Source organism: Streptomyces sp. NPDC001093, assembly GCF_040298985.1.
Lineage (GTDB): Bacteria > Actinomycetota > Actinomycetes > Streptomycetales > Streptomycetaceae > Streptomyces.
In genome coordinates, this window is the sequence record NZ_JBEPBF010000007.1 from 77441 (window position 1) to 102751 (window position 25311).

19 protein-coding genes and 2 pseudogenes are annotated in these 25311 nt (G+C 71.4%); 12 read left to right on the forward strand and 9 right to left on the reverse strand.

The window, feature by feature from the left end:
• Positions 1–94: 94 nt before the first annotated feature.
• Complete coding sequence (locus ABT288_RS06000) at positions 95–1006, forward strand: helix-turn-helix domain-containing protein (protein WP_351603214.1); 912 nt, start codon at positions 95–97, stop codon at positions 1004–1006.
• 174 nt (positions 1007–1180) lie between these two features.
• Positions 1181–1747, forward strand: a complete 567-nt coding sequence (locus ABT288_RS06005) for a hypothetical protein (protein WP_351603216.1) — start codon at positions 1181–1183, stop codon at positions 1745–1747.
• Positions 1748–1799: 52 nt separating this feature from the next.
• On the opposite strand, the gene ABT288_RS06010 is transcribed toward ABT288_RS06005, so the two are convergent.
• The 4 genes and pseudogenes from ABT288_RS06010 to ABT288_RS06025 all read right to left on the reverse strand — a co-directional run.
• Positions 1800–3200 (reverse strand): glycoside hydrolase family 16 protein, encoded by a 1401-nt coding sequence (locus ABT288_RS06010; RefSeq protein WP_351603218.1) that lies wholly within the window; start codon positions 3198–3200, stop codon positions 1800–1802.
• Between the two features lie 508 nt (positions 3201–3708).
• Complete coding sequence (locus ABT288_RS06015) at positions 3709–4467, reverse strand: IclR family transcriptional regulator (RefSeq protein WP_351603220.1); 759 nt, start codon at positions 4465–4467, stop codon at positions 3709–3711.
• Between the two features lie 111 nt (positions 4468–4578).
• Complete coding sequence (locus tag ABT288_RS06020) at positions 4579–6420, reverse strand: LamG-like jellyroll fold domain-containing protein (RefSeq protein ID WP_351603222.1); 1842 nt, start codon at positions 6418–6420, stop codon at positions 4579–4581.
• A gap of 80 nt (positions 6421–6500) precedes the next feature.
• Positions 6501–7205: pseudogene (locus tag ABT288_RS06025) on the reverse strand (DUF4981 domain-containing protein); the annotation flags it as partial.
• A 106-nt stretch (positions 7206–7311) separates the two neighbouring features.
• On the opposite strand from ABT288_RS06025, the gene ABT288_RS06030 reads away from it, so the two are divergent.
• Positions 7312–8649 carry a 6-phospho-beta-glucosidase gene (locus tag ABT288_RS06030; RefSeq protein ID WP_351603223.1) on the forward strand — a complete coding sequence of 446 codons (1338 nt, stop codon included), beginning with the start codon at positions 7312–7314 and terminating at the stop codon, positions 8647–8649.
• Between the two features lie 55 nt (positions 8650–8704).
• A pseudogene (locus ABT288_RS06035) lies at positions 8705–11750 on the forward strand (alpha-mannosidase).
• 60 nt (positions 11751–11810) lie between these two features.
• Here ABT288_RS06035 and ABT288_RS06040 read toward each other — a convergent pair.
• Both ABT288_RS06040 and ABT288_RS06045 read right to left on the reverse strand, forming a co-directional pair.
• A complete protein-coding gene (locus ABT288_RS06040) occupies positions 11811–13499 on the reverse strand; it encodes a carbohydrate binding domain-containing protein (RefSeq protein WP_351603225.1) in 1689 nt (562 codons plus the stop codon).
• 122 nt (positions 13500–13621) lie between these two features.
• Positions 13622–14737 carry an ATP-grasp domain-containing protein gene (locus tag ABT288_RS06045; RefSeq protein WP_351603227.1) on the reverse strand — a complete coding sequence of 372 codons (1116 nt, stop codon included), beginning with the start codon at positions 14735–14737 and terminating at the stop codon, positions 13622–13624.
• 321 nt (positions 14738–15058) lie between these two features.
• On the opposite strand from ABT288_RS06045, the gene ABT288_RS06050 reads away from it, so the two are divergent.
• Positions 15059–15964, forward strand: coding sequence for a metallophosphoesterase family protein (locus ABT288_RS06050; protein WP_351603229.1), 906 nt, complete (start codon positions 15059–15061; stop codon positions 15962–15964).
• Positions 15912–16592, forward strand: a complete 681-nt coding sequence (locus tag ABT288_RS06055; RefSeq protein ID WP_351603231.1) for a 4'-phosphopantetheinyl transferase family protein — start codon at positions 15912–15914, stop codon at positions 16590–16592. Before ABT288_RS06050 ends, ABT288_RS06055 begins: the two co-directional genes overlap by 53 nt.
• Before the next feature lie 32 nt (positions 16593–16624).
• Here ABT288_RS06055 and ABT288_RS06060 read toward each other — a convergent pair whose 3' ends face one another.
• From ABT288_RS06060 to ABT288_RS06070, 3 genes are all read right to left on the reverse strand, one after another.
• Positions 16625–16852 (reverse strand): hypothetical protein, encoded by a 228-nt coding sequence (locus ABT288_RS06060; RefSeq protein WP_351603232.1) that lies wholly within the window; start codon positions 16850–16852, stop codon positions 16625–16627.
• Between the two features lie 182 nt (positions 16853–17034).
• Positions 17035–17592: a toxin-antitoxin system, toxin component gene (locus ABT288_RS06065; protein WP_351603233.1), complete on the reverse strand. Its 558-nt coding sequence runs from the start codon at positions 17590–17592 to the stop codon at positions 17035–17037.
• Positions 17593–17606: 14 nt separating this feature from the next.
• Positions 17607–18263: a helix-turn-helix domain-containing protein gene (locus ABT288_RS06070; RefSeq protein WP_351603235.1), complete on the reverse strand. Its 657-nt coding sequence runs from the start codon at positions 18261–18263 to the stop codon at positions 17607–17609.
• Between the two features lie 240 nt (positions 18264–18503).
• On the opposite strand from ABT288_RS06070, the gene ABT288_RS06075 reads away from it, so the two are divergent.
• From ABT288_RS06075 to ABT288_RS06100, 6 genes are all read left to right on the forward strand, one after another.
• Positions 18504–19175 (forward strand): MmyB family transcriptional regulator, encoded by a 672-nt coding sequence (locus tag ABT288_RS06075; RefSeq protein WP_351603237.1) that lies wholly within the window; start codon positions 18504–18506, stop codon positions 19173–19175.
• Between the two features lie 121 nt (positions 19176–19296).
• On the forward strand, positions 19297–20295 hold the full coding sequence (locus tag ABT288_RS06080) for a LacI family DNA-binding transcriptional regulator (RefSeq protein WP_351603239.1): 999 nt from the start codon (positions 19297–19299) through the stop codon (positions 20293–20295).
• Between the two features lie 141 nt (positions 20296–20436).
• Positions 20437–21789, forward strand: a complete 1353-nt coding sequence (locus tag ABT288_RS06085) for an ABC transporter substrate-binding protein (protein ID WP_351603241.1) — start codon at positions 20437–20439, stop codon at positions 21787–21789.
• Between the two features lie 5 nt (positions 21790–21794).
• Positions 21795–22751, forward strand: a complete 957-nt coding sequence (locus ABT288_RS06090) for a carbohydrate ABC transporter permease (protein ID WP_351603243.1) — start codon at positions 21795–21797, stop codon at positions 22749–22751.
• On the forward strand, positions 22748–23623 hold the full coding sequence (locus ABT288_RS06095) for a carbohydrate ABC transporter permease (RefSeq protein ID WP_351603245.1): 876 nt from the start codon (positions 22748–22750) through the stop codon (positions 23621–23623). Before ABT288_RS06090 ends, ABT288_RS06095 begins: the two co-directional genes overlap by 4 nt.
• 56 nt (positions 23624–23679) lie before the next feature.
• Entirely contained in the window at positions 23680–25287 is a 1608-nt protein-coding gene (locus tag ABT288_RS06100) for a glycoside hydrolase family 13 protein (protein WP_351603247.1), read from the forward strand.
• Positions 25288–25311 lie beyond the last annotated feature (24 nt).

Below are 25311 nucleotides of genomic sequence, written 5' to 3' on the forward strand. Positions count from 1 at the left end.
TAAAAGTCTGACTTTTTCGAGGGAAGGTCGGGGTGTGTCAGCCTGTGGTGAATCTGGGACAGTGATCGCGCGACAGGGACGGCACGAAGAGGACATGGCTGACAGAACGCCCCAAGGCGAGGGATCAGGTGCGGACGGCGAGGGCATCAAGACCTTCCCCTTCCCGGCCGAACTGGCCGTCGGCGGCGTCGGCATGCAGATCGGCCCCATGGGCACCGACCGGACCTGGCACGCCGACGCCCCCCTGCACCGCGTTCACCGCATCGACTTCCACGTCGTCATGCTGTTCACCGACGGCCCCGTACGGCACATGGTCGACTTCGCCGAGTACGAGGCCGGCGCCGGCGATCTGCTGTGGATCCGCCCCGGGCAGGTCCACCGCTTCTCCCGCGAGGACGTGTACCGCGGAACCGTGCTCACCATGCAGCCCGGCTTCCTGCCGCGCGCCACCGTCGAGGCCACCGGCCTGTACCGCTACGACCTCCCGCCCCTGCTGCACCCCGACCCGGACCGGCTCGCCGCGCTCCAGGCATCCCTCGACCAGCTGCGCCGCGAGTACGAGGACACCGCCACGCTCCCGCTGAGCCTGCACACCGCCGTCCTCCGCCACACCCTGACCGCGTTCCTGCTGCGCCTCGCCCACCTCGCGGCCAGTTCCGCGGAGGCCGACCGGCAAACGACGGACAGCACCTTCACCCGCTTCCGGGACGCCGTCGAGCAGGGCTTCGCCACCAACCACAGCGTCAGCGCCTACGCCGACGCCCTCGGCTACTCCCGCCGCACCCTCGTCCGCGCCGTCCGCGCGGCCACCGGCGAGACGCCCAAGGGCTTCATCGACAAACGCGTCGTCCTGGAGGCCAAGCGCCTCCTCGCCCACACCGACCTGCCGATCGGCCGCGTCGGGGCGGCCGTGGGTTTCCCCGACGCGGCGAACTTCACCAAGTTCTTCCATCTGCACGCCGGGCAGACACCGGTCGCGTTCCGGGCGGAACTGCGCAGTCCATGACGTGGCGGCACTTTGGTGGTGCTGTGTCACGTCTGTGACAGGGAATGGGTGAATCCGGCGAAAACGATCAATAAGTTCGATCGGGCAAGACGCCGATTCTCATGGCCCCCGCACACGAGGAGACAGGCGACCTGCGGTTCACACCCCCTACGACTCTTCACCAAGGAGACCCGCATGTCGACATGGAAGACGCCCCGCCGCGCTGTCGTTCGCGCCCTCACCGGCGCTCTTCTGACGGCCGCTCTGGTGGCGCCCGCCGCAACCGCCCTCGCCGCCACACCGGCCGCACACCGGTCCGGGGTCACGGTGACGGCCGCATCCGTGACGGCGTCGCCCTGGCGCACCGTGAAGCTGGTGGACGGCAGCACCGGGAAGATCTACAGGCTCGGGGCCCATCACTACCGCATGGAGATCGTCTACCGGGGTGCTGTCTACGCCAGGCTGGAGGCGAACCGGCACGACGCCGGCGTGGACGCCAACGACATGTTCGTCGTGCTCACCTTCGACGGGCAGGTCCACTCCTGGATCGGCGGCGCCCACCTGGGTCCGGGTACCTTCCGGCTCCCCGACGGTTCGACCGCCAAGGTCACGCGGCTGGGGGACCGCTCACGCGCGCAGATCGTCCACCGGGGCAAGGTCTACGCCACGCTGGAGGCGAAGCAGCACGACGCCGGCCTGGACGCCAACGGCATGTTCGTGGTGCTCACCTTCGACGGGCAGATCAGCGCGTCCATCCGGTGACGAGCCGGGGGTCGGCCCCATGAGCGCGGGCCGACCCCCGTTCGCCGGGTGATCAGTGCCCGAAGTCGAACCAGTTGACGTTCACGAAGTCGGACGGCTGGCCGCTGCTGAAGGTCAGATAGACGTCGTGGGTGCCGGTCACGGAGCTGATGTTGGCCGGAACCGTCTTCCATGTCTGCCAGCCCCCGGTGTTGCCGATGGCGAAGCTGCCGATGGGGGCGTTGCCACGGCTGTCCAGGCGCACCTCGACCAGTCCGCTGACGCCGTCGGCCGCGCCGCTCGCCACCCGGGCGTAGAACTGCGTGGCCGGTGTCGAACCGAAGTTCACGCCCTTGTACAGCGCCCAGTCGCCGTTCGCGATCCAGCCGATGTCCTGGCCGCCGCCGGTGTCGGTGGTGGTCTCGGTGCTGATGCCGGACTGGCCGTCGTAGGACTCGGCCTGGACGGCGCTATAGGCGTCGCGGTTGCCGGGCGGCGGGGGAGTGGTGCCGCCGCCGGTGCCCGAGGACTGCAGGACCTGCACGTAGTCGACGACCATCGGGTGGCCGGGCTCCGTGGCGCCGGTCGGGCCGCCGCCGAAGGCACCGGGGAAGCCGCCGCCCATGGCCACGTTCAGGATGACGAAGAAGCCGTGGTTCGTGGCGTTGGCCCAGGTGGTCGCGTCCATCTGGTTCGCCGTGACCGTCTGGTAGTTGACGCCGTCGACGTAGAAGCGGATCGCCTCCGGGCTCACCGAGCGGTCCCACTCCATCGTGTAGGTGTGGAAGCCCGACTGGCAGGTGGTGTTGGGGCACGCCGTGGAGTTGCCGAGGCCCGAGGTCTCGTTGCAGGGGCCGCCCGGGTTGGTGCCGCAGTGCATGGTGGCCCAGGTCTTGTTCAGGCCCTGGACGTTCTCCATGATGTCCAGCTCGCCGACGCTCGGCCAGTTCTGGTAGTTGCCGCGGAACGGCGCGCCCAGCATCCAGAAGGCGGGCCAGTAGCCGGCGGCCGCGTTCCCGGTGACGTCGGGCATCTGGATGCGGGCCTCCACGCGCAGCTTGCCGCCGGCCGGGGGCTGGAAGTCGGTCCGGGTGGTCTCGATGCGGCCGGAGGTCCAGTTGCCGGAGGCGTCGCGGCGCGGGGTGATGAGCAGGTCGCCGCTGCCGTCGAGGGCGACGTTGTTCGTGCTGGAGGTCATCGACTCGACCTCGCCGGTGCCCCAGTTGCCGGCTCCGCCCGGATACGAAGTCCCGGTGTCGTACTGCCAGTTGGAGGTGTTGACGCCGGAGCCCGCAGCGCCGTCGAAGTCGTCCAGGAAGACCTGGGTCCAGCCCGAGGGAGGGGCGGGGGCGGTGGCGCCGGCGGGTGCGGTGGCGGCCGTGGCGAGCGCCGCCGCCAGGCCGAGTGTGGCGACGGCGGCGACGAACGCGCGCCGCAGGGGGCGGGGTCTGGGTATGCCGGAGGTATCGCTCATGGGGGGCCTCTCGGTGGGTACGGGGAGTGTGCGGGGCGGGGTGAGAGCGCTCCCACACTGATTCTGAGAGCGCTCTCAAGGTGCCGCCAATGTGCTCCCCGCCCCTGCGGTCGTCAAGATGTGAAACAAAGAAAGTCGTTGATCCGCAGGGGAGTTCAGGGGGTGAAGCCGCCCGTACCGGCTCAGACCGCGCTGCCCGCCCTCCGGTCGGCCCAGGACGGGTTCCATCCGTTGAGCCCGCCAGGGCCGCCGCGGCGGGTGCCGCGCCGAGCGCGGCGAGCAGACCGCGCCGGGACCATCCCCGCGGCTGCCGTCCGGACCGGTCCGCTATGTGCGGCACTGACACGACACGCCTTCCTGAGTTCTCCCGACGGTGCCCGGCATCCTGCGAGGCTTGTCTGGGATGCTCCTCATCCGGGAGGTGCAGGTGTTCTTCGGCGGACGGGTGTGAACGGCACTCCGCCTGCCCACGTGATCCGGCCCGCCTACGTCGTGCCGCCCGCCCCCGTCATCCTGACCGCCGCTCCGGCCGCCAGCCCAGCGCCCGCGAGATCCCCCGGGCCGCCAGCCGTACCGCCGGGGCCAGCGCCGGAACCTGGGCGCCCGCCCGCGGCACGACCACCGACACCGCCGCCACCACGTCCCCGCCCGGCCCGTGCACCGCCGCCGCCACCGACAGCGCGTCCTCGGTCACCTGACGCTCACTCACCGCCGCACCGGAACGGCGCACTTCGGCGAGGGTGCGGCGCAACCGCCGCGGATCGGTGATCGTGTACGGCGTGAAGGCGGCCAGCGGCCCGGTGCAGTACTCCTCCTGCAGGTCCGGGCCGGCGTGGGCGAGGAGGACGAGCCCGACGCCGGTGGCGTGCAACGGCCAGCGCGCACCGACCCGGATGTGCACGCCCACCGCCGAACGGCCCGACAGCCACTCGATGTAGACGACCTCCGTGCCGTCCCGCACGGCCAACTGCACGTTCTCGTGCGTCGCCTCGTACAGGTCCTCCAGATACGGCAGCGCCAGCTGCCTGAGGCCCAGGCCGCGCGGTGCGAGCGCGGCCACCTCCCACAGCCGCAGCCCCACGTGGTACGTCCCGGACGCATCGCGCTCCAGCGCGCCCCACGCGGTCAGGGCTCCCGCCAGCCGGTGCGCGGTGGTCAGGCTGAGCCCGGCCCGGCGGCTGATGTCCGTCAGGGACAGGGCGGGGTGCTCGTGGTCGAACGCGGCGAGCACGGCGAGCAGCCGCTCGGCCGCGGACCGCTCGCTCACGCAGCACCTCACCCGGTCGCCGTACGTCGTGGCCCGGATCGTAACCGACGCCGTCGGCTCCGGGCGGGCGGGCGCCGCCCGGTCACGTCGGTCACGGATCCTCCGGCGTGGTCAGTGCGTCATGAAGGAGGTGACGGGCAGGGGCCGGGAGACGATCCGGACGTCGCCGAGGCGTCCGTGCAGGATCTGGTCGATCTTGTCGGCGTACTCGTAGCCGCCGAGCAGCCAGGGGCGCCCGGACGAGGCGATGCCGATCGCGGGGGCGTGCGGGTTGCGCGCCACGGGGCAGCCCTGGACGTACATGATCGTGTGCCGGCCGTCGTTGACCACGGCCAGGTGCCACCAGGTCTCGCGGGCGGTCTCGTCGCCCCAGTTGGTGGCGAGCCGCTGCTGGTTGAGCGGGTGCACCGCCCACTGCGGGCCCGGGCCGTCGGAGAGGGACAGCGTGGCCAGCGGTTCGTCCGGGTCGTCCGTGACCGTGCCCACGGAGCCGTTGCGGCCGGTGCGGCTCACGAGACCGGACCAGGCGTTGTGCGAGGCGTCCCAGTCGGCGGGCAGCCAGTAGAACGCCTCGATGGTGTAGCCGTGCTCGAAGGTGGCCGAGTTGAGCGGGGCGCCGTCGACCGTCCGCAGATACGCGCCCTTCAGCGGCGACTTGTAGCCCTGGAACTCCAGGCTGCCGTGGCCCGGCTGGTCGGGGTGGTGGTCCGCCGACCAGCCGAGCGTGCCGCCGCCCACCGAGACCACGGTGAGGTCGTTGCCACGGCCGGAGAGGTCGCGGACGGTGCCGGAGACGGGCGACTCGAAACGCCAGTAGGCGACCGTGCCCGGTATCAGCATCTTCGACGCCGGCCGCGCCGGGCGGGCCGGCACCGGATCGAAGCCGGAGAAGCGGGCGGCGAAGTCGATCTCCACCGAGAAGCGGTCCGCGTCGCCGCTGAGCTCGATCTCCTGCCGCTCCAGCTCGTTGAGGCCCTTCCTGGCCCGGCCGAGGATCCACGGCGAGACCGTTTCCACGTCGATGACGTTCCGGTCCAGGTCGAAGTGGTAGAGGCGGATCATCGCCGCACCGCCGAAGTAGCGGTTCTGGTAGTTCGTGAGGTGCAGATGCACCTCGTTGCCGGCGGCGTTCTTGCGGGTCGCGCGGCCGGCGGGCCAGTAGTGGCCGTTCAGGGTCAGGAAGATCTGGTCGTGGTCCTCGATCAGCTGGTCCCACAGCTGCTGCCCGTAGGCCGACAACTGCTCGTCCCCGACGACCAGTTCGTGCGTGGTGAGCACGACCGGCGTCCTCGGGTGCCGGGCGAGCACGTCCTTCGCCCAGGCGTACCCCTGTGCCGACAGCCGCCAGTCCAGTGCGAGCACCATCCACTCGCGGCCGCCGGCCTTGAACAGGTGGTAGGTGTTGTAGCCGTCCGGAGAGGCGCCCCCGAACGTCGGCTTGTCCCGGAAGCGCCGCGGCCCGAAGGTGTCCAGGTACGGCGTCGAGCCGCGCTGGTCGTCCGTGGCCGACCTGATGTCGTGGTTGCCGGCCAGCACGCTGTAGCCGACGCCCCGGCGGTCCAGGATCCCGAACGCCTCGCCGATCGCGGCGAACTCGTCCTCGGCGCCGTTCTGGGTGAGGTCGCCGAGGTGGGTCAGGAAGACGATGTTGTCGTCCTCGCCGTGCTCCAGGAGATAGCGCAGCGAGGCTTCCAGCGGCGCCGGGTAGATGCTCGGGCCGTCGAACAGGTACTGGGTGTCGGGCATCACCGCGAGCGTGAACCGGCGGCTGTCCGCGTCCGGCCGCCGGCCGCCCCGCTCGGCCGCCTCGGCGACGCCCGGAACCGCAAGGGCCGGTACGGTGGCCCCGGCCGTGGCCGCAGCGCCGAGCAGCGCGGTGGCCCTGAGGAAGCTCCGTCGTCCGGCACCGGCCTGCACGGCCTCGCCCTGGCTGTGGTCATGCGACGTACACACGTGTGCTCCGTGAGGGTGAGAGGTTTTGCGGGGGAGTCGTGCCGGGGGGAGAGGGGGCCAGGGAGTTACGGAAGGACGGGCTCGTGGTGCGCCGGCGCGACCTTCCGTACGAGGGCGTCGAGCCTCGGCTCGTCGTCGGCGGGCGGCCGGGCCAGGGTGAGCACCGGCGCCGCCGCCCGCAGGCGGATCCGCGGCGCGCACACCTCGGTACCGCGCGGCACCGACGGCTCGGCCTCGGCCGTCACCACCCGCAGCGTCAGCCACGCCTCACCGCCGTCCTCCAGCAGGGTGAAGGGCAGTGGTACGGCCGCCGTCTCGCCGGGCCGCAGATCGGGCAGCTCGGCCGGAGCGGTCAGGGTGGGGCCGTGGGTCGGCGCCAGCTCCCAGGTCGCCGCCAGCCCGGCAAGACCCGGGAAACGCCGGTGGTTGGCGACGACGATCCCCTCGTGCCGGTAGCACCGGATGCGGACCGGTGCCTCGATCTCCCGACGGTGGTGCGGGCCTGGCTGCGGGATGCGGTCGCTGCGGAGGGGAAAGACCACCACTTCGGCCCCTTGGGCCTCGACCGCCTCGTCCGCCCCGTCCGCGGTGGATGGGCTGTCGTGGTCACCGCCGTACGCCCGGCGCCGGCCGGGTGCCGTGACACCGTTGTCGTACCGCCCGGCACCCGCGCGCCCGGCCCGTCTTCCGTCGCTCACGCGCCGCAGGATTGCGTGGCCCCAGAACTCCCGGATGAAGCCGCCCTGAAGGCCCGGCGTGGACTGGGTGGCCGCCCAGTGGTCCGCGCGCTCGGAAATGATGGGATGCCGGTGGACCCGGCCACCACCCGGTCCACCCTCCAGGGGCCGGGGCCGAGGTGGCCGTGGCGGGAGTTCGGGGAAGGGTGCAGACGTGAAACTGACGATTCTGGGCGGCGGCGGGTTCCGGGTGCCGCTCGTCCACGGTGCGCTGCTGACCGACCACGCCGAAGGGCGGGTCACCGAGGTCGTCCTGCACGACCTGGACGAGCACCGGCTGCGTGCGGTGACGCGTGTCCTGGCCGAACAGGCCGCCGGCGTCCCCGACGCGCCCCGCGTCACCGCCACCACCGGCCTCGACGAGGCGCTCGCCGGCGCCGACTTCGTCTTCTCCGCGATCCGCGTCGGCGGCCTGCAGGGCCGGGCGGACGACGAGCGCGTGGCGCTCGCCGAGGGCGTGCTCGGCCAGGAGACCGTGGGCGCGGGCGGCATCGCCTACGGTCTGCGGACGGTGCCCGTCGCCGTCGACATCGCCCGGCGCGTGGCCCGCCTCGCCCCGGACGCCTGGGTCATCAACTTCACCAATCCGGCCGGCCTGGTCACGGAGGCCATGTCCCGGCACCTCGGCGACCGCGTCATCGGCATCTGCGACTCGCCCGTCGGCCTCGGCCGCCGCATCGCCCGCGTCCTCGGTGCCGACCCGCAGGAGGCCCTCGTCGACTACGTCGGCCTCAACCACCTCGGCTGGGTGCGCGGCCTGCGGGTCGCCGGACGCGACGAGCTGCCGCGCCTGCTCGCCGACCCCGCCCTGCTCGGTTCCTTCGAGGAGGGCAGGCTGTTCGGCGCCGACTGGCTGCAGTCGCTCGGTGCGATCCCCAACGAGTATCTGCACTACTACTACTTCAACCGGGAGGCCGTGCGCGCCTACCAGCGGGCCGGGCAGACCCGGGGCGCCTTCCTGCGCGACCAGCAGGCCCGTTTCTACACGGAGGCCCTGCGCACCGACCGGTCCGCGCTGGAGGTGTGGGACCGCACGCGCGCCGAGCGGGAGGCCACCTACATGGCCGAGAACCGGGAGAGCGCCGGCGCGGGCGAGCGCGAGGCCGAGGACCTGTCCGGCGGCTACGAGAAGGTCGCGCTCGCCCTGATGCGGGCCGTCGCCCGCGACGAGCCGACCACACTGATCCTCAACGTGCGCAACGGAGACTCGCTCTCCGTGCTCGACGGCGACGCCGTGATCGAGGTCCCCTGCCGGGTCGACGCGGGCGGCGCCCACCCGGTCGCCGTCGCCCCGCTGCCCGATCACGCCACCGGACTGGTCTGCTCGGTGAAGGCCGTCGAGCGGGAGGTGCTCGCCGCCGCCGAGTCGGGTTCCCGGCAGGCGGCCGTGAAGGCGTTCGCGCTGCATCCGCTGGTCGATTCGGTCAACGTGGCCCGCAGGCTGGTCGAGGGCTACCTCGAGGTCCATCCTGGCCTGGCGTACCTTAAGTGAGCAGTCGGTAAGCGCTTTCCCTCGTTTCGCTCGCCGCTCCCTCCTGGAGATCTCCATGCACGACGAACGCCGCAGGATCGAGGACCGCGTCGAACGCCTCCACAGCCAGCGCATCAAGCCCGCGATCTACGCGGCACGTGTCCCCCTGGAGGTGGAGGCCTGGCAGGCCCCGGGGGAACCGGTCTCCTTCGAGGAGGCCGCGGCCGCCCCGTACACACCGTTCACGACGAACACCCCCCTGGGGTCCGCCCTGGGGGACGACCTGGTTCCGGATGCGTGGCCGGGTCCCCGCCGAGTGGGCCGGGCGGCGGGTGGAGTCGGTCATCGACCTCGGGTTCGTCGGCGACTGGCCCGGCAACCAGGCCGAGGCGCTCGTCCACCGCACCGACGGCACCCCGCTGAAGGCGGTCAACCCGCTCAACCAGTACGTGCCGGTCGCCCACCCGGCGGCGGGCGGCGAGGTGGTCGAGTACCTGGTGGAGGCGGCCTCCAACCCGGACATCCTGGCCAACGGCTTCGCCGGACCGACGCCGCTCGGCGATGTACGGACGGCGGGCGACCGCCCGCTGTACACCTTCCGCCGCGCCGACCTCGCCGTCCTGGACGAACAGGTCTGGCACCTCGACCTCGACCTCCAGGTGCTGCGCGAACTGATGCTGGAGCTCGGCGAGCACGAACCGCGCCGGCACGAGATCATGCACGCCCTCGACCGCGCCATGGACCTGCTCGACCTGGACGACATCTCCGCCTCGGCCCCCGCGGTACGGGAGTCCCTGCGCCCGGCGCTGGCCAGGCCCGCCCACGCCAGCGCGCACATCCTCTCCGGCGTCGGCCACGCGCACATCGACACCGCCTGGCTGTGGCCGATCCGTGAGACCAGGCGCAAGACGTCCCGGACCTTCGCCAACGTCACCGCGCTCGCCGACGAGTACGAGGAGTTCGTGTTCGCCTGCTCCCAGGCCCAGCAGTACGAGTGGGTGCGCGAGCACTACCCGCACGTGTGGGAGCGGATCAAGAAGTCGGTGGCGAAGGGCCAGTGGGCGCCGGTCGGCGGGATGTGGGTGGAGGCCGACGGCAACCTGCCCGGCGGCGAGGCCCTGGCCCGCCAACTGGTCCACGGCAAACGGTTCTTCATGGAGCACTTCGGCATCGAGACCAAGGGTGTCTGGCTGCCGGACTCCTTCGGCTACACCGCGGCCTACCCCCAGCTGGCCAGGCTCGCCGGCAACGAGTGGTTCCTCACCCAGAAGATCTCCTGGAACCAGACCAACGCCTTCCCCCACCACACCTTCTGGTGGGAGGGCATCGACGGCACCCGGATCTTCACCCACTTCCCGCCCATCGACACCTACAACGCCCGCTTCAGCGGCGCCGAGATGGCCCGGGCGGTCCGCAACTACGCCGAGAAGGGCGGCGCCACCCGCTCCCTCGCCCCCTTCGGCTGGGGCGACGGCGGAGGCGGCCCCACCCGCGAGATCATGGAACGCGCCCGCCGCCTGAAGGACCTGGAGGGCTCCGCCAGGGTCGAGATCGAACACCCCGACGCGTTCTTCGCCAAGGCCCGCGAGGAGTACCCGGACGCCCCGGTCTGGGCGGGCGAGCTGTACCTGGAGCTGCACCGCGCCACCTACACCACCCAGGCCCGCACCAAGCAGGGCAACCGCCGCTGCGAACACCTGCTGCGCGAGGCCGAGTTGTGGGCCACGACGGCCGCCCTGCACGCACCCGGCTACGCCTACCCGTACGAGAAGCTCGACCGCCTGTGGAAGACGGTCCTGCTGCACCAGTTCCACGACATCCTGCCCGGCTCGTCCATCGCCTGGGTGCACCGCGAGGCCGAGGCCGAATACGCCCGCGTGGCCGGGGAGCTGACGGCGCTCACGGGCGAGGCGATCGCCGCCCTGGGCACCGGCGGGCCCCGCGTGTTCAACACCGCCCCCCGCGACCGCGCCGAGGTGGTCCGCACCCCCGAGGGCGCACCGATGTACGTAGAGGTGCCCGCGAACGGCTCCGCGTCCCTCACGCCCGCCGAACCCCCGCACCCGGTCACGGTCGAGGGGCGCACCCTGGACAACGGGATCGTCCGGGTAGAGGTGGCCGCAGACGGCACACTGTCGTCCGTACGCGATCTACGGGCCGGCCGCGAAGTCCTCGCCGGCCCGGGCAACCTGCTCCGCCTCCACACGGACCTGCCCAACTGCTGGGACGCCTGGGACATCGACAAGCACTACCGGAACCGCTACACCGACCTGCTGGAACCCGACTCGGTCACCGTGGTCGAGGAGGACGCCCTGGCGGGCGCGATCCGGGTGGTCCGCTCCTTCGGCAAGGGCTCCCGCATCACCCAGACGATCACCGTCCGCGCGGGAAGCGCCCGCATCGACATCGAGACGGACCTCGACTGGCACGAGACGGAGAAGATCCTCAAGGCGGGTTTCCCCGTCGATCTGCGCGCCCCGCACTCCTCCGCCGAGATCCAGTTCGGCCACGTCCAGCGGCCCACCCACACCAACACCAGCTGGGAGGCCGCCCGTTTCGAGGTCTCCGGCCACCGCTGGGTGCACATCGCCGAAACCGGTTACGGCGTCGCCGTCATCAACGACTCCACCTACGGCCACGACGTCTCCCGCACCGTCCGCGAGGACGGGGGCACGACCACCACGGTCCGCCTCAGCCTGGTCCGCGCCCCGCGCGTCCCCGACCCCGAGGCGGACCAGGGCCGGCACCGCTTCACCTACGCCCTGCTGCCCGGCGCGAGCATCGAGGACGCGGTCGCCGAGGGCCACGCCCTCAACCTGCCGCTGCGAGTGGCCGATTCGGCGGGCGAGCCCGGGCCGGTGGTCTCCACCCAGGGCGAGGGCGTGACCGTGGAGGCGGTCAAGCTCGCCGACGACGGCTCCGGGGACGTGGTGGTCCGGCTGTACGAGTCCCGGGGCGGCCGGGCCGCCGGGGTGCTGCGCACCGGGTTCCCGCTGGCCGGAGCCGACGTCACCGACCTGCTGGAACGCCCGCTCGGCCCGGCCGAGGCCGACGGGAACGCCGTACCCCTGCACCTGCGCCCGTTCGAGGTGCGCACCCTGCGCCTGGCCGTGGGGCGCTGAGACGGCACGCGGCGCAGGGCCACTCCGCCGAGCGGCCCTGCGCCGTATCGCAAGCGACCGTCAGCCGGTGAACCCGGCCGTGATCGAGGTGAACTGCCAGGTGTTCTGGCTGATGCCGGAGCAGTTGCTCACCACGCCGCCGCCCGCGCACGGCCGGTCGCGGTTGACCGACCAGAAGGCGAGCCGCGCGATGTGGTGGGAGTTCGCCCAGTCGCGGATCTGGGTCCAGATCGCCGGGGTGGTCGTCTCCTGCTGGTCCGACAGGCCGTTCATGCCCGAGATGCCGATGTGGGCGTAGGCGGTCGCGTCGTCCCAGCCGAAGGTCGACTTCAGCTTGGCCTTCAGGCCCTCCGCGGCGTTGACGGTGTTGCCGTACATGTCCGAGCCGCCGCCGAAGTCGAACGGCATGATGGTGAACACGTCGATGTTCGCGCCGAGCGACTGCGCCTGCTCGATCAGCCGGTTTCCGTAGTACGTCGGCCCGGTGGTCGAGGTGCCGAAGGTGACGAGGGTCCTCAGGCCGGGGTTGTCGGCCTTGACCGTCTTCAGCGCGGTGAGGATCTTCGCCTGCACGGCCTCGTTCTCGAACTCGTCGGTGTTCTCGATGTCCATGTCGACGGCCTTCAGGCCGTAGGCGTCGATCACCTTCTGGATGGCGCCGGCGAGCGCGGCCGCGGAGGAGCAGTTGGCGCCGAGCTTGCTGCCCTGCCAGCCCCCGAAGGACGGTACGACATCACCGCCGGCGGACCGGACGGCGTTGATCGCGCTCTGGTCGGCGCCGCCGGTGAGCGGCCGACTGCCGTCCCAGGCCGGGGTGCAGCCGCCGGAGTCCAGCACGAACGCCATGGTGAACGACTTGATCCCGGTAGCGCTCATCACCGTCGCCGGGCTCGGGGGATCGCCCCAGCCCTCGTACAGATACGGCGCGGCCTGCGTGAACCCGGTGCCGCCGCCGCTGCCCGCGTTCGTGGTCACGGAGACGGCGTTGGAGGCGGCCGAGACGTTCCCGGCCGCGTCGTGCGCCTTCACCGTGAAGGTGTACGACGTGCTGGGCGAGAGCCCGCTGACCGTGGCGGACGTGCCGGAGACGGTCAGCACCTGGTTGGCGCCGCTGTAGATGTCGTAACCGGTCACTCCCACGTTGTCCGTGGCGGCGTTCCACGACAGCGAGACGCTGGACGACGTCTTGCCGGTGGAGGTCAGGCCCGTCGGCGCGGTCGGCGCCTGTGTGTCCCCGCCGCCCCCGCCGCCGCCCGGGCCGTCCAGGCCGATGTCGTCGGCCCAGTAGGTGCCCTGGGCGTACCAGCCGTGGACATAGATGGTGGCGCTGGTCTGTGAGGCACCGGTGGTGAACGAGACACTGAGCGGGCTGTACGCCGTCGGCGAGGTCGTCCAGGTCGAGGCGCCGCCGTTCACGCCCAGGTACACATAGCTGCCGCGTACCCAGCCGCTGAGGGTGTACGTCGTGTTCGGCTGGACGGCGACGGTCTGGCTGCACTGCGCGTCGTCGCTGTCGGTCACCGCGCCCTGCAGCGCCTTCGAGCCGCTGTGCACGGGGGAGGAGACGACCGAGCCGAGATTGCCGGTGCAGGTCCAGGGGGAGAGGCCGCCGGACTCGAAGCCGGGGTTGGTGAGGATGTTGGCCGCCTGAGCGGTACCCGGAAGGGCGATGGCCCCGCCGACCGCGAGGGCGACGGAACCGAGGAGAGCGAGAAGCCGACGTCTGTGACGTCCGAGTGGATTGCGCACGCGATCTCCCTGTGGGGATGGGGTGTTCGGGAGTGCACGGCTGTGCGGAGGTGCGCCCATGAATTTGGTATGGACCAATCCGGCTGTCAAGGACGGCGGCAGAATTGGTCCATACCGACGGCCTAGAGCGGCAGGACCTCCACCGCCGAAGCCGCCTGCGCGGGCACCACCGGAAGGGCGATCTCCGCCTCCCTCTGCCGCGGAAGCGCCGCAGGCACAGGCAGCAGCGATCGCGGCCCCGAGACCACCGTGTAGTCCTGCCCCAGGAACGGCGGCTCGATCACCCCGGGATCCTCACCCAGAGCCAACTGCACGGCGGCCCAGGGCACGTTCACCCCGCACAAGGACACCTGGTGCAGGCCCCCGGAGGGCCTCGTGTTGACATCCAGCAGCACCGGCCGGTCGCCGAGCATGCGGAACTGGATGTTGGACAGGTGGTGCAGCCCGAAGCCCTCCGCGATCAGCCGGGCCGGCTCCAGCCACCGCTCGTCGAGCGTGAAGCCCCTGCGGCGGCCGTTCTTGGTGCGGCCCACCGCGAACCGCAGCCGGTTGTCGGGCCCGGTCAGGCAGTCGACCGACACCTCGGGCTGCTCCAGGCGCGGCATCACCAGCCAGTCCACCGGCCGCCCGGACCGCCGCAGCGCCTCGAGGACCAGGTCGAGCTGGACGTACGGGCCCGGGAACCCCTCGAGATGGGCGAGCGAGAACGGGGCGCGGGTGATCACCCGGAAGCCGACCCCGCCGGCACCGGCGGCCGGTTTGAAGCACGCCTTGTGCCCGGCCGCCTCCAACTCCTCCACGGCGGCGAGGAGTTCCTCGGCCGTGCGTACCCGCCACCACGGCGGCACCGGGACGCCCACCGAGCGGACCGCCTCGTACGCGGTCGCCTTGTCCTCGAACACGGCCACCGCCTCGGGCGTCGGCGCCAGCAGGGCCGTACCCGCCGCCGCGAACTCCGCACGGTGCCGCACGATCGCCGCCTGGTGCAGCCGGGGCACGAACACGTCGATGCCGCGCCGGGCGCACTGGTCGAGCGCGTACTCGACGTAGGCGGCCGGGGACAGGCCCTCCGGTTCCAGGTCGGCGGTGTCGGCGGCGGCCAGGACGGGGGAGTCGGGGTCTGCGTGCGTGGCATGGATCTCCACCGCGCGATCGCTGGGATTTCTGCGCAGCTGATCCATGAAGAACACGTTCTCCGCGTACGTGCGGTTGAGCCAGACGCGTACGCGAGAGAGCATGCAGGCCGCCTTTCACGGTTTTCGGGCAGGGCTCAGCGGCCCGTGCCCGGGCAGGAGGGAGGAAGGGACACCAAACAACCCCTGCGAAAAGGGAGGTTGGGGTGATGGTGTCGGGGCGATCATACGGCTTTCAAGAGCCCGCGCGTGCAACGCGGATGTTACGGATTTCCGGGACCCGTCCAGGAGGCTCGCCGGTCCCTTCCGGCCGGCTTCCGGCCCGCTGCCGGACCCCCGTGACACGGCGGCCGGGGATCCTCTTGTCTGGTTGTCCGGGAATGTGATCTCGTGGTCCCGGCGGAGGAAGATCGGAAGGGGTGTCGGGTGGAGTCTGTGGCCGGGGCCGGGCAGCTGCTGGCCATCAGCGACCTGCACATCGGCTATCCGGAGAACCGCGCCCTGGTCGAGGACATGCGGCCCGCCGGTGACGAGGACTGGCTGATCGTGGCCGGGGACATCGCCGAGACGGTGGCCGACATCCGGTGGACCCTGGAGCAGCTCGCCGGCCGTTTCCGCAAGGTGCTGTGGGTCCCCGGCAACCACGAACTGTGGACGCACCCGAAGGATCCGGTCACCCTGCGCGGCGTCGCCCGCTACGAGCACCTGGTCGGCCTGTGCCGCGAGCTGGGCGTCGTCACCCCCGAGGACCCCTACCCGGTGTGGCACGGCCCCGGCGGCCCGGTGGTCGTCGCCCCGCTGTTCCTGCTCTACGACTACTCGTTCCTGCCGCCCGGCTGCGCCACCAAGGCCGAGGGCCTGGCCTACGCCGAGAGCACGGGCGTGGTCTGCAACGACGAGTACCTGCTGCACCCCGATCCCTACCCGACCCGTGACGCCTGGTGCAGGGCGCGGGTCGCCGAGACCGAGCGCAGGCTCGCCGAGCTGCCCCCGGACCTGCCGGTCGTACCGGTCAACCACTATCCGCTGCACCGGCATCCCACCGAGGTGCTGTGGTACCCGGAGTTCGCCATGTGGTGCGGCACCCTGCTGACCGCCGACTGGCACCGCCGGTTCCGCGTGGCGACCATGGTCTACGGCCATCTGCACATCCCGCGCACCACCTGGCACGACGGAGTCCGCTTCGAGGAGGTCTCCGTAGGATATCCCCGTGAATGGCGCAAGCGCCCGGAGCCGCCGGGACGGCTGCGCCGCATCCTGCCGATGGAGGTCGGAACCGGTGATCGAGGAGCTGCTCCCGGAGTCGGTCGTGGCCGTGGAGGCACACGGTGACGACCCGCTGTGGGACGCCCCGCTCCACCCCGGGGAGGAAGCGCTCGTCGCACGGGCCCTGACCAAGCGCCGCCGCGAGTTCGCCGCCGCACGCGGCTGTGCCCGGCGCGCCATGGAGAAGCTCGGCGTGCCCGCGCAGTCCGTCCTCAGAGGCGAGCGGGGCGCGCCGCGCTGGCCGGCCGGCCTGATCGGCAGCATCACCCACTGCGAAGGCTACTGCGCCGCCGCGCTGGCCCGGGCCGGCGATCTGGCCTCCCTCGGCATCGACGCCGAACCGCACGGGCCGCTCCCGGAGGAGGTCCGCCCAGCCGTCCACCTGCCCGCCGAGGCCGAGCGGTTCGCCCGGCTCTCGGACCGGCGGCCCGGCGTGCACTGGGACACGATCCTGTTCAGCGCCAAGGAGTCCGTCTACAAGGCGTGGTTCCCCCTGGCCCGCACCTGGCTGGACTTCTCCGAGGCCGACATCTTCCTCGACCCCGGCCCCGGCGACGAGCCGCACGGTACCCTGCGTGCCGAACTCCTCGTCCCCGGGCCCCGGGTCGGCGGCCGCCGGGTCCAGGTCTTCGACGGCCGGTGGGCCGTACGCGACGGAGTGGTCACCACCGCCGTGGTCGTCCCGCACTCCTGAGCCCCGGCGGCGGCGCGCAGCGCCCGGCCCGCTCAGGCCGGCGGGCACCAGTCGCGCAGCAGCCGGAAGAACCGCTCCTCGTTGCCCGTGAGGCCCGCGCGCTCCAGGGCCTGTTCCGCCTCGGCCAGCACGACGGGCGGCACCACGGCGGGCCGGCCGCCGTCCGGTGGCCCGTCGAAGACGGCGCGCACGGTGTGCAACAACCGCAGATAGGCCTGTACGGCGGTGCGCTCACGGTCGGTCAGTACGGCGGTGGGCATCGGTCGGCTCTCCCCGAGTAGGCGTCACGGTCGCGCGCGCTGCGGCGCACCTCTCCAGCTTGCCGCCCACCACTGACAACGCCGTCCGGCCGCGTCCCGGTTCGCCCGCTCAGCCGAGGCCGAATCCTTTCACCCCTGCGCCGCACGGCGGCCCCGGGCCCATCCTGTGGCCCGGACCGGCGTCAGCCCTGCGGTCCCGGATACCCCAGGGACGCTTCGATGCGCCCGGCCACGTCGTCGCGCTGCACCGGGCCGCGCAGAGCCGAACCTGCGAGCCAGGTGCGGCACTTGCTGGCCAGCAGCAGACCGAAGGTCTCGGCGTCCCGCTCCTCGGCGAGGTCGAAACGGGTCCGGGCCGCGACGCGCTGCACCGTGGCCTGGAGGGCCTCCTGGTCGGTGTCGTCGTGCAGCAGCCGCGTGGCCACGCCCACGCCGTCGACGTGGTGTCCGCGGTGGTCGGCCTGCATGTGCCACAGTTCGTGGCCCAGGATCACCAACTGGTGGTCCGGCGCGGTGCGTTCCTCCACGACGACGAGATCGCGGTCGGTCAGGTCCAGCCACAGGCCGCTCGCCGTGCCCGTCGGGAAGGCGGCGGCACGGAAGTGCACCGGGCGGCCCCGGCGGCGGCTCATCGCCTCGCACAGCGCGCCGTACAGCTCCCGCGGCGGCACCGGCGCGGGCAGCGCAAGACCGCCCACCAGCTCGTTGCACAGCCGGCGCATGTCCCTGCCGATGCCCACAGTCCTCCCCCGGCTCACGACTCGGGCCGTTTGACGCTCTCCAGGAGCATGTCGAGCCACTCCGCGACCTTGTCCCGGTGCTGGTCGGTGGGCAACTGCGCGGCCCGCCAGGCTATTCCGCGCACCCCGTGGTCCTGCAGCAGCCGCTCCAGCGGATCCTCCTCGGCCCCGGCGGCGGCCCGCTCCCGGTCGGCGAGCTTCGTCAGCAGCTCCTGCTCGGTGCGCTGCAGCGCGCCCGCCAGCGCCTCGGGGTCCTCCGCGGTGAGGAAGCCGGCGTGCACCCGGAAGAAACGCTGCAACGCGTCGCAGTGCTCCATGGTCGGCCGCCGGTCGCCGTTGATGAGGGCGCCGGCCTGCTGCCGGGACATGCCCGCGCCGTCGGCGATCTCCTGCTGGGTGTACTTGCGGCCGTTGGGTTTCAGCCGGGTGCGCCGCAACAGGTCCAGGCGCTGCAGAAAGCGGGCCTGTACGTCCGGTTCGCCGGCGGGCCGGCCGGTGAGCAGGGCCTTGACCACCGGCTCCGGGACCCCGCAGGCCACGGAGAGCCGCCCGATGTCGAAGACCTCGGCGCGTGCCACGCCGAGCCGGTCGGCGAGTGCGGTGACGCGGGCGACGACGGCCGGCAGCTGGGCGGTCGCCGTGGCGCCCGGATCCTCGTAGCCATCCGTCACCGACAGAACTCCTACGTCTCTCGAGGGCTTCAGATGCGTCCGTGCTTCTGACGAGCGATCGCCGTGGACTTCCCGGAGACTAGCGGGTGTCTCGAACTCACATCCAGGTGTCGCCACAACTGTGGCGAATTTCAGCCGTCAACGAGCACAAAATGCCACGATAGTTGACACGGTCTTGTCGCGGGCCGCAGGATCACAGGGCCGCGTGAAGGCCGCAGAGGCAAGAGGGGTGACCTCCCGATGGCGCATCAGGCAGGAGGGCAGCGGCCGGCACCGCGGCCCGTCCCCGAGACCTTCGAGACCCAGGCGTATCTCCAGGACTACGCCCTACTGCTGGAGTCCCTCGCTTGCCCGTCCCTGGTCGTCGACCACCGCTGGGACGTCGTCATGGCCAACGGCGCGTTCGAGTCACTTTTCCGTGGCATGCGCCGGCAGGCGACGGCCATGCCCGGGGACAACTTCCTGCGGTTCGTCCTGTTCCATCCGGACGCGGCCGACGTCCTCGGCGAGCACGAACAGGGCTGGTGCCTGCCGATGCTGGCCCACTTCAAGGCCGCCCTCGAGGCATACGGTCACGATCACGAACTCCAGGCCGTCCGCCGGGACATCGCCCAGGACCCGCTCATGGAGGCCGCCTACCGCCAGGGCCTGCCGCACTGGATCCACGCCGTCGGCGAGCGCGCGACCCGGCTCGACGGGGCCGTCCGGCTGCTGCTCCACCCCGACCCGCGGCGCGGCCCCATCGAGTGCCGCATCGTCGAGGAGACACCGGAGGTCCTGCGCGACCTCGGCTACCGGCGCCTTTCGATGGTCCTGCGGGAGAACCGCCGGCCCGCCGCACCGGCCCGCCGTCCGCGCCGGTCCCGGGGCGCGGCGGCCCGTCTGACGGTCGTCCCGGCCCCCGAGAACTGACCCGGCACCGCCGGCGTTCAGGTCGCCGGCGGCGCCGGGTCGAAAGTGCCTACGGCCCCGCATCCAGGCTTGAGGCATTCTTACGCAAGCCGCTTGCATGACTTGCGCTAGGCTTGCGCACATGACACGACGACTTGCGGAAGTGGCGAAGAAGGTCGGCGTCAGCGAAGCGACCGTCAGCCGGGTGCTCAACGGCAAACCCGGGGTCTCCGACGCGACCCGGCAGGCGGTGCTGACGGCGCTGGACGTCCTCGGTTACGAGCGCCCCACCCAGCTGCGCGGCGAACGCGCCCGGCTCGTCGGCCTGGTGCTGCCGGAGCTGCAGAACCCCATCTTCCCGGCGTTCGCCGAGGTCATCGGTGGCGCGCTGGCCCAGCTCGGCCTCACCCCGGTGCTGTGCACACAGACCAAGGGCGGCGTCTCGGAGGCGGACTACGTCGAACTGCTGCTGCAGCAGCAGGTCTCCGGCGTCGTCTTCGCCGGCGGCCTCTACGCGCAGGCGGACGCCCCGCACGACCACTACCGGCTGCTCGCCGAGCGCAACATCCCCGTCGTGCTGGTCAACGCGGCCATCGAACACCTCGGCTTCCCGGGCGTGTCCTGTGACGACGCCGTCGCCGTCGAGCAGGCGTGGCGGCATCTGGCCTCGCTCGGCCACGAGCGCATCGGGCTGGTCCTCGGCCCCGGTGACCACGTGCCCTCGGCGCGCAAACTGGCCGCCGCGCGGGCGATCGCCGGAGACCTGCCGGAGGAGTTCGTCGCCCGGGCCATCTTCTCCATCGAGGGCGGTCACGCCGCCGCGTCCCGGCTGATCGACCGGGGTGTCACCGGCATCATCTGCGCCAGCGACCCGCTCGCGCTCGGCGCGGTCAGGGCCGCACGCCGCAAGGGGTACGGCGTGCCGGGGCGGATCTCGGTCGTCGGCTACGACGACTCGGCGTTCATGAACTGCACCGAGCCCCCGCTCACCACCGTCCGCCAGCCCATCGAGGCCATGGGGCGCGCGGCCGTCGAGTTGCTGAACGCGCAGATCGGCGGCACCGCCGTACCCGCCGAGGAGCTGCTGTTCGAGCCCGAGCTGGTGGTGCGCGGATCCACTGCGCAAGCCCCGCGCGACTGAGTTCCTGGCCGGGATCTCGAAGATCCACGACTCTGTCAAACAATTGCAGACTTCGCGCGACATCTTGCGTTCCGATGTCGGCGGTGCTTGAGTGTGCGGCGCCCACCGCTCCTGCCATGAGTTCCATCAGGGGGTCCACCGATGACAAGCACCGGGTTCCGCCGTACCTTCGTCGCGATCGGCGTCTGTTCCTCGCTCGCCCTGGCCGCCACCGCCTGCGGGTCGGGTGGCGGCGACTCGGCGAGCGGCAAGACCCGCATCACCGTCAACTGCGAACCGCCGAAAAGCGCCAAGGTCGACCGGACGTTCTTCGAGGAGGACCTCGCCTCCTTCGCGAAGCAGAACCCGGACACCGACGTCGTCGCGCACGACGCCTTCCCCTGCCAGGACCCGAAGACCTTCGACGCCAAGCTCGCCGGCGGTCAGATGGAGGACGTCTTCTACACGTACTTCACCGACGCCAGGCACGTCGTGGACATAGGCCAGGCGGCCGATCTCACGCCGTACCTGAAGGAGTTGAAGTCCTACGGCACCCTCCAGAAGCAGCTGCGGGACATCTACACCGTGGACGGAAAGGTCTACGGCATCCCGCGCACCGGATACAGCATGGGGTTGATCTACAACCGCAAGCTCTTCCAGAAGGCCGGCCTCGACCCGGACAAGCCCCCCGCCACCTGGGACGAGGTCCGCGCCGACGCCAAGAAGATCGCCGCCCTCGGAGGCGGCACCGTCGGGTACGCCGACTACAGCGCCCAGAACCAGGGCGGCTGGCACTTCACCGCCGAGCTGTACTCACAAGGAGGCGACGTCGTCGGCGCCGACGGCAAGAAGGCCACCATCGACACCCCCGAGGGCCACGCCGTCCTGCAGAACCTGCACGACATGCGGTGGACCGACGCCTCCATGGGCAGCAAGCAGCTCCTCGTCATCAACGACGTGCAGCAGATGATGGGGTCGGGCAAGCTCGGCATGTATCTCTCCGCCCCCGACAACATCCCGATCCTGGTCAAGGAGAAGGGCGCGAACTACGACGACATCGCCATCGGCCCGATGCCCGGCGGCAAGGCCACGCTCATCGGCGGCGACGGCTACATGTTCAACAAGCACGACACGCCCGCCCAGATCCGGGCCGGCCTGAAATGGCTCGACCACATGTTCCTCACCCCCGGATCGGGCTTCCTCGGCGACTACGCCCGCGCCAAGCAGCACGACGCCCCGGTCGGCCTGCCCGAGCCGCGTCTGTTCACCGGCGCCGCCGACGCCAAGGACCAGCAGGTCAAGAAGGCCAACGCCAATGTCCCGGTGGAGAACTACCAGGCCTTCCTCGACGGCAACCAGCAGCTGACGATGAAGATCGAGCCGCCCGACGCCCAGCAGATCTACTCCGTCCTCGACTCGGCCGTCTCCGCCGTCCTCACCAACAAGGACGCCGACATCGACCAGCTCCTCAAGGACGCGTCCGGCAAGATCGACGGCATCCTGGCCCGGAGCTGACCGCCATGACGAAGACGGCCGAACGGCGGCCCGTGACGAAGGCCGCCGTCCACCCGGTCCCGGCGCCGCCCCCGGCAGGGGGCCGCAGGCGGCGCCGCCTCCTCGACCAGGCCCGCGCCTACGCCTTCCTGCTCGGCGGCCTGGTCTGCTTCGCCCTGTTCTCCTGGTACCCGGCGATCCGCGCGGTCGTCATCGCCTTCCAGAAGTACACGCCGGGCTCGAGGCCCGAGTGGGTCGGCACCGCCAACTTCACCCGCGTCCTGCACGACCCCGAGTTCAGCGCGGCCTGGCGCAACACCCTCACCTTCACCCTGCTGGCCCTGCTGATCGGCTTCGCGATCCCCTTCCTCCTCGCCCTCGTTCTCAACGAACTCCGGCACGCCAAGGCGTTCTTCCGGGTGGTCGTCTATCTGCCGGTGATGATCCCGCCGGTGGTCAGCGCCCTGCTGTGGAAGTGGTTCTACGACCCCGGAGCCGGCCTCGCCAACGAGGCGCTGCGCTTCCTGCACCTGCCGACGTCCAACTGGTCCAACGGCACCGACACCGCCCTGGTCTCCCTGGTGATCGTGGCCACCTGGGCCAACATGGGCGGCACCGTCCTCATCTACCTCGCCGCCCTCCAGTCCATCCCGGGCGAGCTGTACGAGGCCGCCGAACTGGATGGCGCCACCCTGCGCCAGCGCGTCCGCCACGTCACGGTCCCGCAGACCCGGTTCGTGATCCTGATGCTGATGCTCCTTCAGATCATCGCCACCATGCAGGTGTTCACCGAGCCGTTCGTCATCACCGGCGGCGGCCCGGAGAACGCCACGGTGACCGTGCTCTACCTCATCTACAAGTACGCCTTCCTCTACGACGACTTCGGCGGCGCCTGCGCCCTCAGCGTCATGCTCCTGGTCCTGCTCGGCGTCTTCTCCGCCGTCTACCTGCGGTTCACCCGCACCGAGGGGGACGGCGCATGAGCACCCGCACCCTGGTCTCCCCGGCCGCCCTCGCCCGCCCGCGCGGCAAGGCGGTCTACTGGACGGTGTTCACGGCCGTCGTCGTCCTCTTCGCGCTCGCGTTCCTCTTCCCGGTCTACTGGATGGTGACCGGCGCGATGAAGTCCCCGGACGAGGTGGCCCGGACCCCGCCGACGCTGATCCCCGAGCACTGGCATCTCGGCGGTTACACCGACGCCTGGGACCTGATGCAGCTGCCGCAGCACCTGTGGAACACGGTGGTGCAGGCGGCCGGCGCCTGGGCGTTCCAGCTGGTGTTCTGCACGGCCGCCGCCTACGCCCTGTCCAAGCTGAGACCGGCCTTCGGCAAGGTGATCCTGGGCGGCATCCTGGCCACCCTCATGGTCCCGGCGCAGGCCCTGGTCGTACCGAAGTACCTCACGGTCGCCGACCTGCCGCTGATCCACACCAGCCTGCTCAACGACCCCCTCGGCATCTGGCTGCCGGCCGTCGCCAACGCCTTCAACCTCTATCTGCTCAAACGGTTCTTCGACCAGCTGCCGCGCGATGTGCTGGAAGCCGCCGAGATCGACGGCGCCGGCAGGCTGCGCATCCTGTGGTCGGTGGTGCTGCCCATGTCCCGGCCGGTGCTCGGCGTGGTGTCGATCTTCGCGCTGGTCGCCGTCTGGCAGGACTTCCTGTGGCCGCTGATGGTCTTCTCCGACACCGACAAGCAGCCCATCAGCGTGGCCCTGGTCCAGCTGTCGCAGAACATCCAGCTCACCGTGCTCATCGCCGCGATGGTGATCGCCAGCATCCCGATGGTGGCGCTGTTCCTCGTCTTCCAGCGGCACATCATCGCCGGGATCAGCGCGGGCAGCACCAAGGGCTGACGCGCCGCACCGCCTCACCGAAGGCGCCGCACCGCCTCACAGAAAGGTCAAGCTCCGTGGGACAGCCCACCCATGCCCTGAAGGACCGCGACTGGTGGCGCTCGGCCGTCATCTACCAGGTGTACGTCCGCAGCTTCGCGGACGGCGACGGCGACGGCACCGGTGACCTCGCGGGCGTCCGCGCCCGGCTGCCGTACCTCGCCGAACTCGGCGTGGACGCCCTGTGGTTCACCCCCTGGTACCTGTCGCCGCTGAAGGACGGCGGCTACGACGTCGCCGACTACCGGACCATCGACCCGGCCTTCGGCACCCTCGCCGAGGCGGAGAAGCTCATCGCGGAAGCACGAGAGCTGGGCATCCGGACCATCGTCGACATCGTGCCCAACCACGTCTCCGACCAGCACCCCTGGTTCCGCGCCGCGCTCGCCGCCGGGCCCGGCAGCCCGGAACGCGAGCTGTTCCACTTCCGCCCCGGACGTGGCGCACACGGCGAACTCCCGCCCAACGACTGGCCGTCGCAGTTCGTCGGCTCCACCGAACCGGTGTGGACCCGCCTGCCCGACGGCGACTGGTACCTGCACCTGTTCACACCCGAGCAACCGGACCTCAACTGGGCCCACCCGGCGGTCCGCCAGGAGCACGAGGACATCCTGCGGTTCTGGTTCGAGCGGGGCGCCGCCGGCGTCCGCATCGACTCCGCCGCCCTGCTCGCCAAGGACCCGGCCCTGCCCGACCTCGCCTCCCACCCCGACCCGCACCCCTTCGTCGACCGCGACGAACTCCACGACGTCTACCGTTCCTGGCGGCGGGTTGCGGACGAGTACGACGGCGTCTTCGTCGGCGAGGTCTGGCTCCCCGACCCCGAACGCTTCGCCCGCTACCTGCGCCCCGACGAACTCCACACCGCCTTCAACTTCTCCTTCCTGTCCTGCCCCTGGGACCCCGGCCGGCTGCGCGCCTCGATCGACACCACCCTCGCCGAGCACGCCCCCGTCGGCGCCCCGGCCACCTGGGTGCTGTGCAACCACGACGTCACGCGCACGGTCACCCGCTACGGCCGCGAGGACACCGGGTTCGACTTCGCCGCCAAGGCCTTCGGCACGCCGACCGACCTGGCGCTCGGGACCCGGCGGGCCCGCGCGGCCGCCCTGCTGTCGCTGGCCCTGCCCGGCGCGGTGTACCTCTACCAGGGGGAGGAGCTGGGGCTGCCGGAGGCCGGGATACCGGTCGAGCGGATACAGGACCCGATGTACTTCCGGTCGCAGGGAGCCGACCCCGGCCGGGACGGCTGCCGGGTACCGCTGCCGTGGGCCGCCGACATGCCGTACGCGGGGTTCGGTTCACAGCAGGAGCCGTGGCTGCCGCAGCCGGTCGACTGGAGCTCGTACGCGGTCGACCGGCAACAGCGTGACCCGGACTCCATGCTCACCCTCTACCGCCAGGCCATCGCGGCCCGCCCCCTCTTCGGCGGCGGCCCGCTGACCTGGCTGCCCACCCCCGGCGGCGTCCTCGCCTTCACCCGCGCCGAGGCCATGACCTGCATGGTCAACCTCGCGCCCACCCCTGCCGAGCTTCCCCGACACTCCCACCTCATGCTCGCCAGCGGCCCGTTGGACGACAAGGGCCGACTGCCGCAGGACACGGCGGTCTGGCTGCGGAGCTGAGCCGCCGACGCACCGCGCCATCCC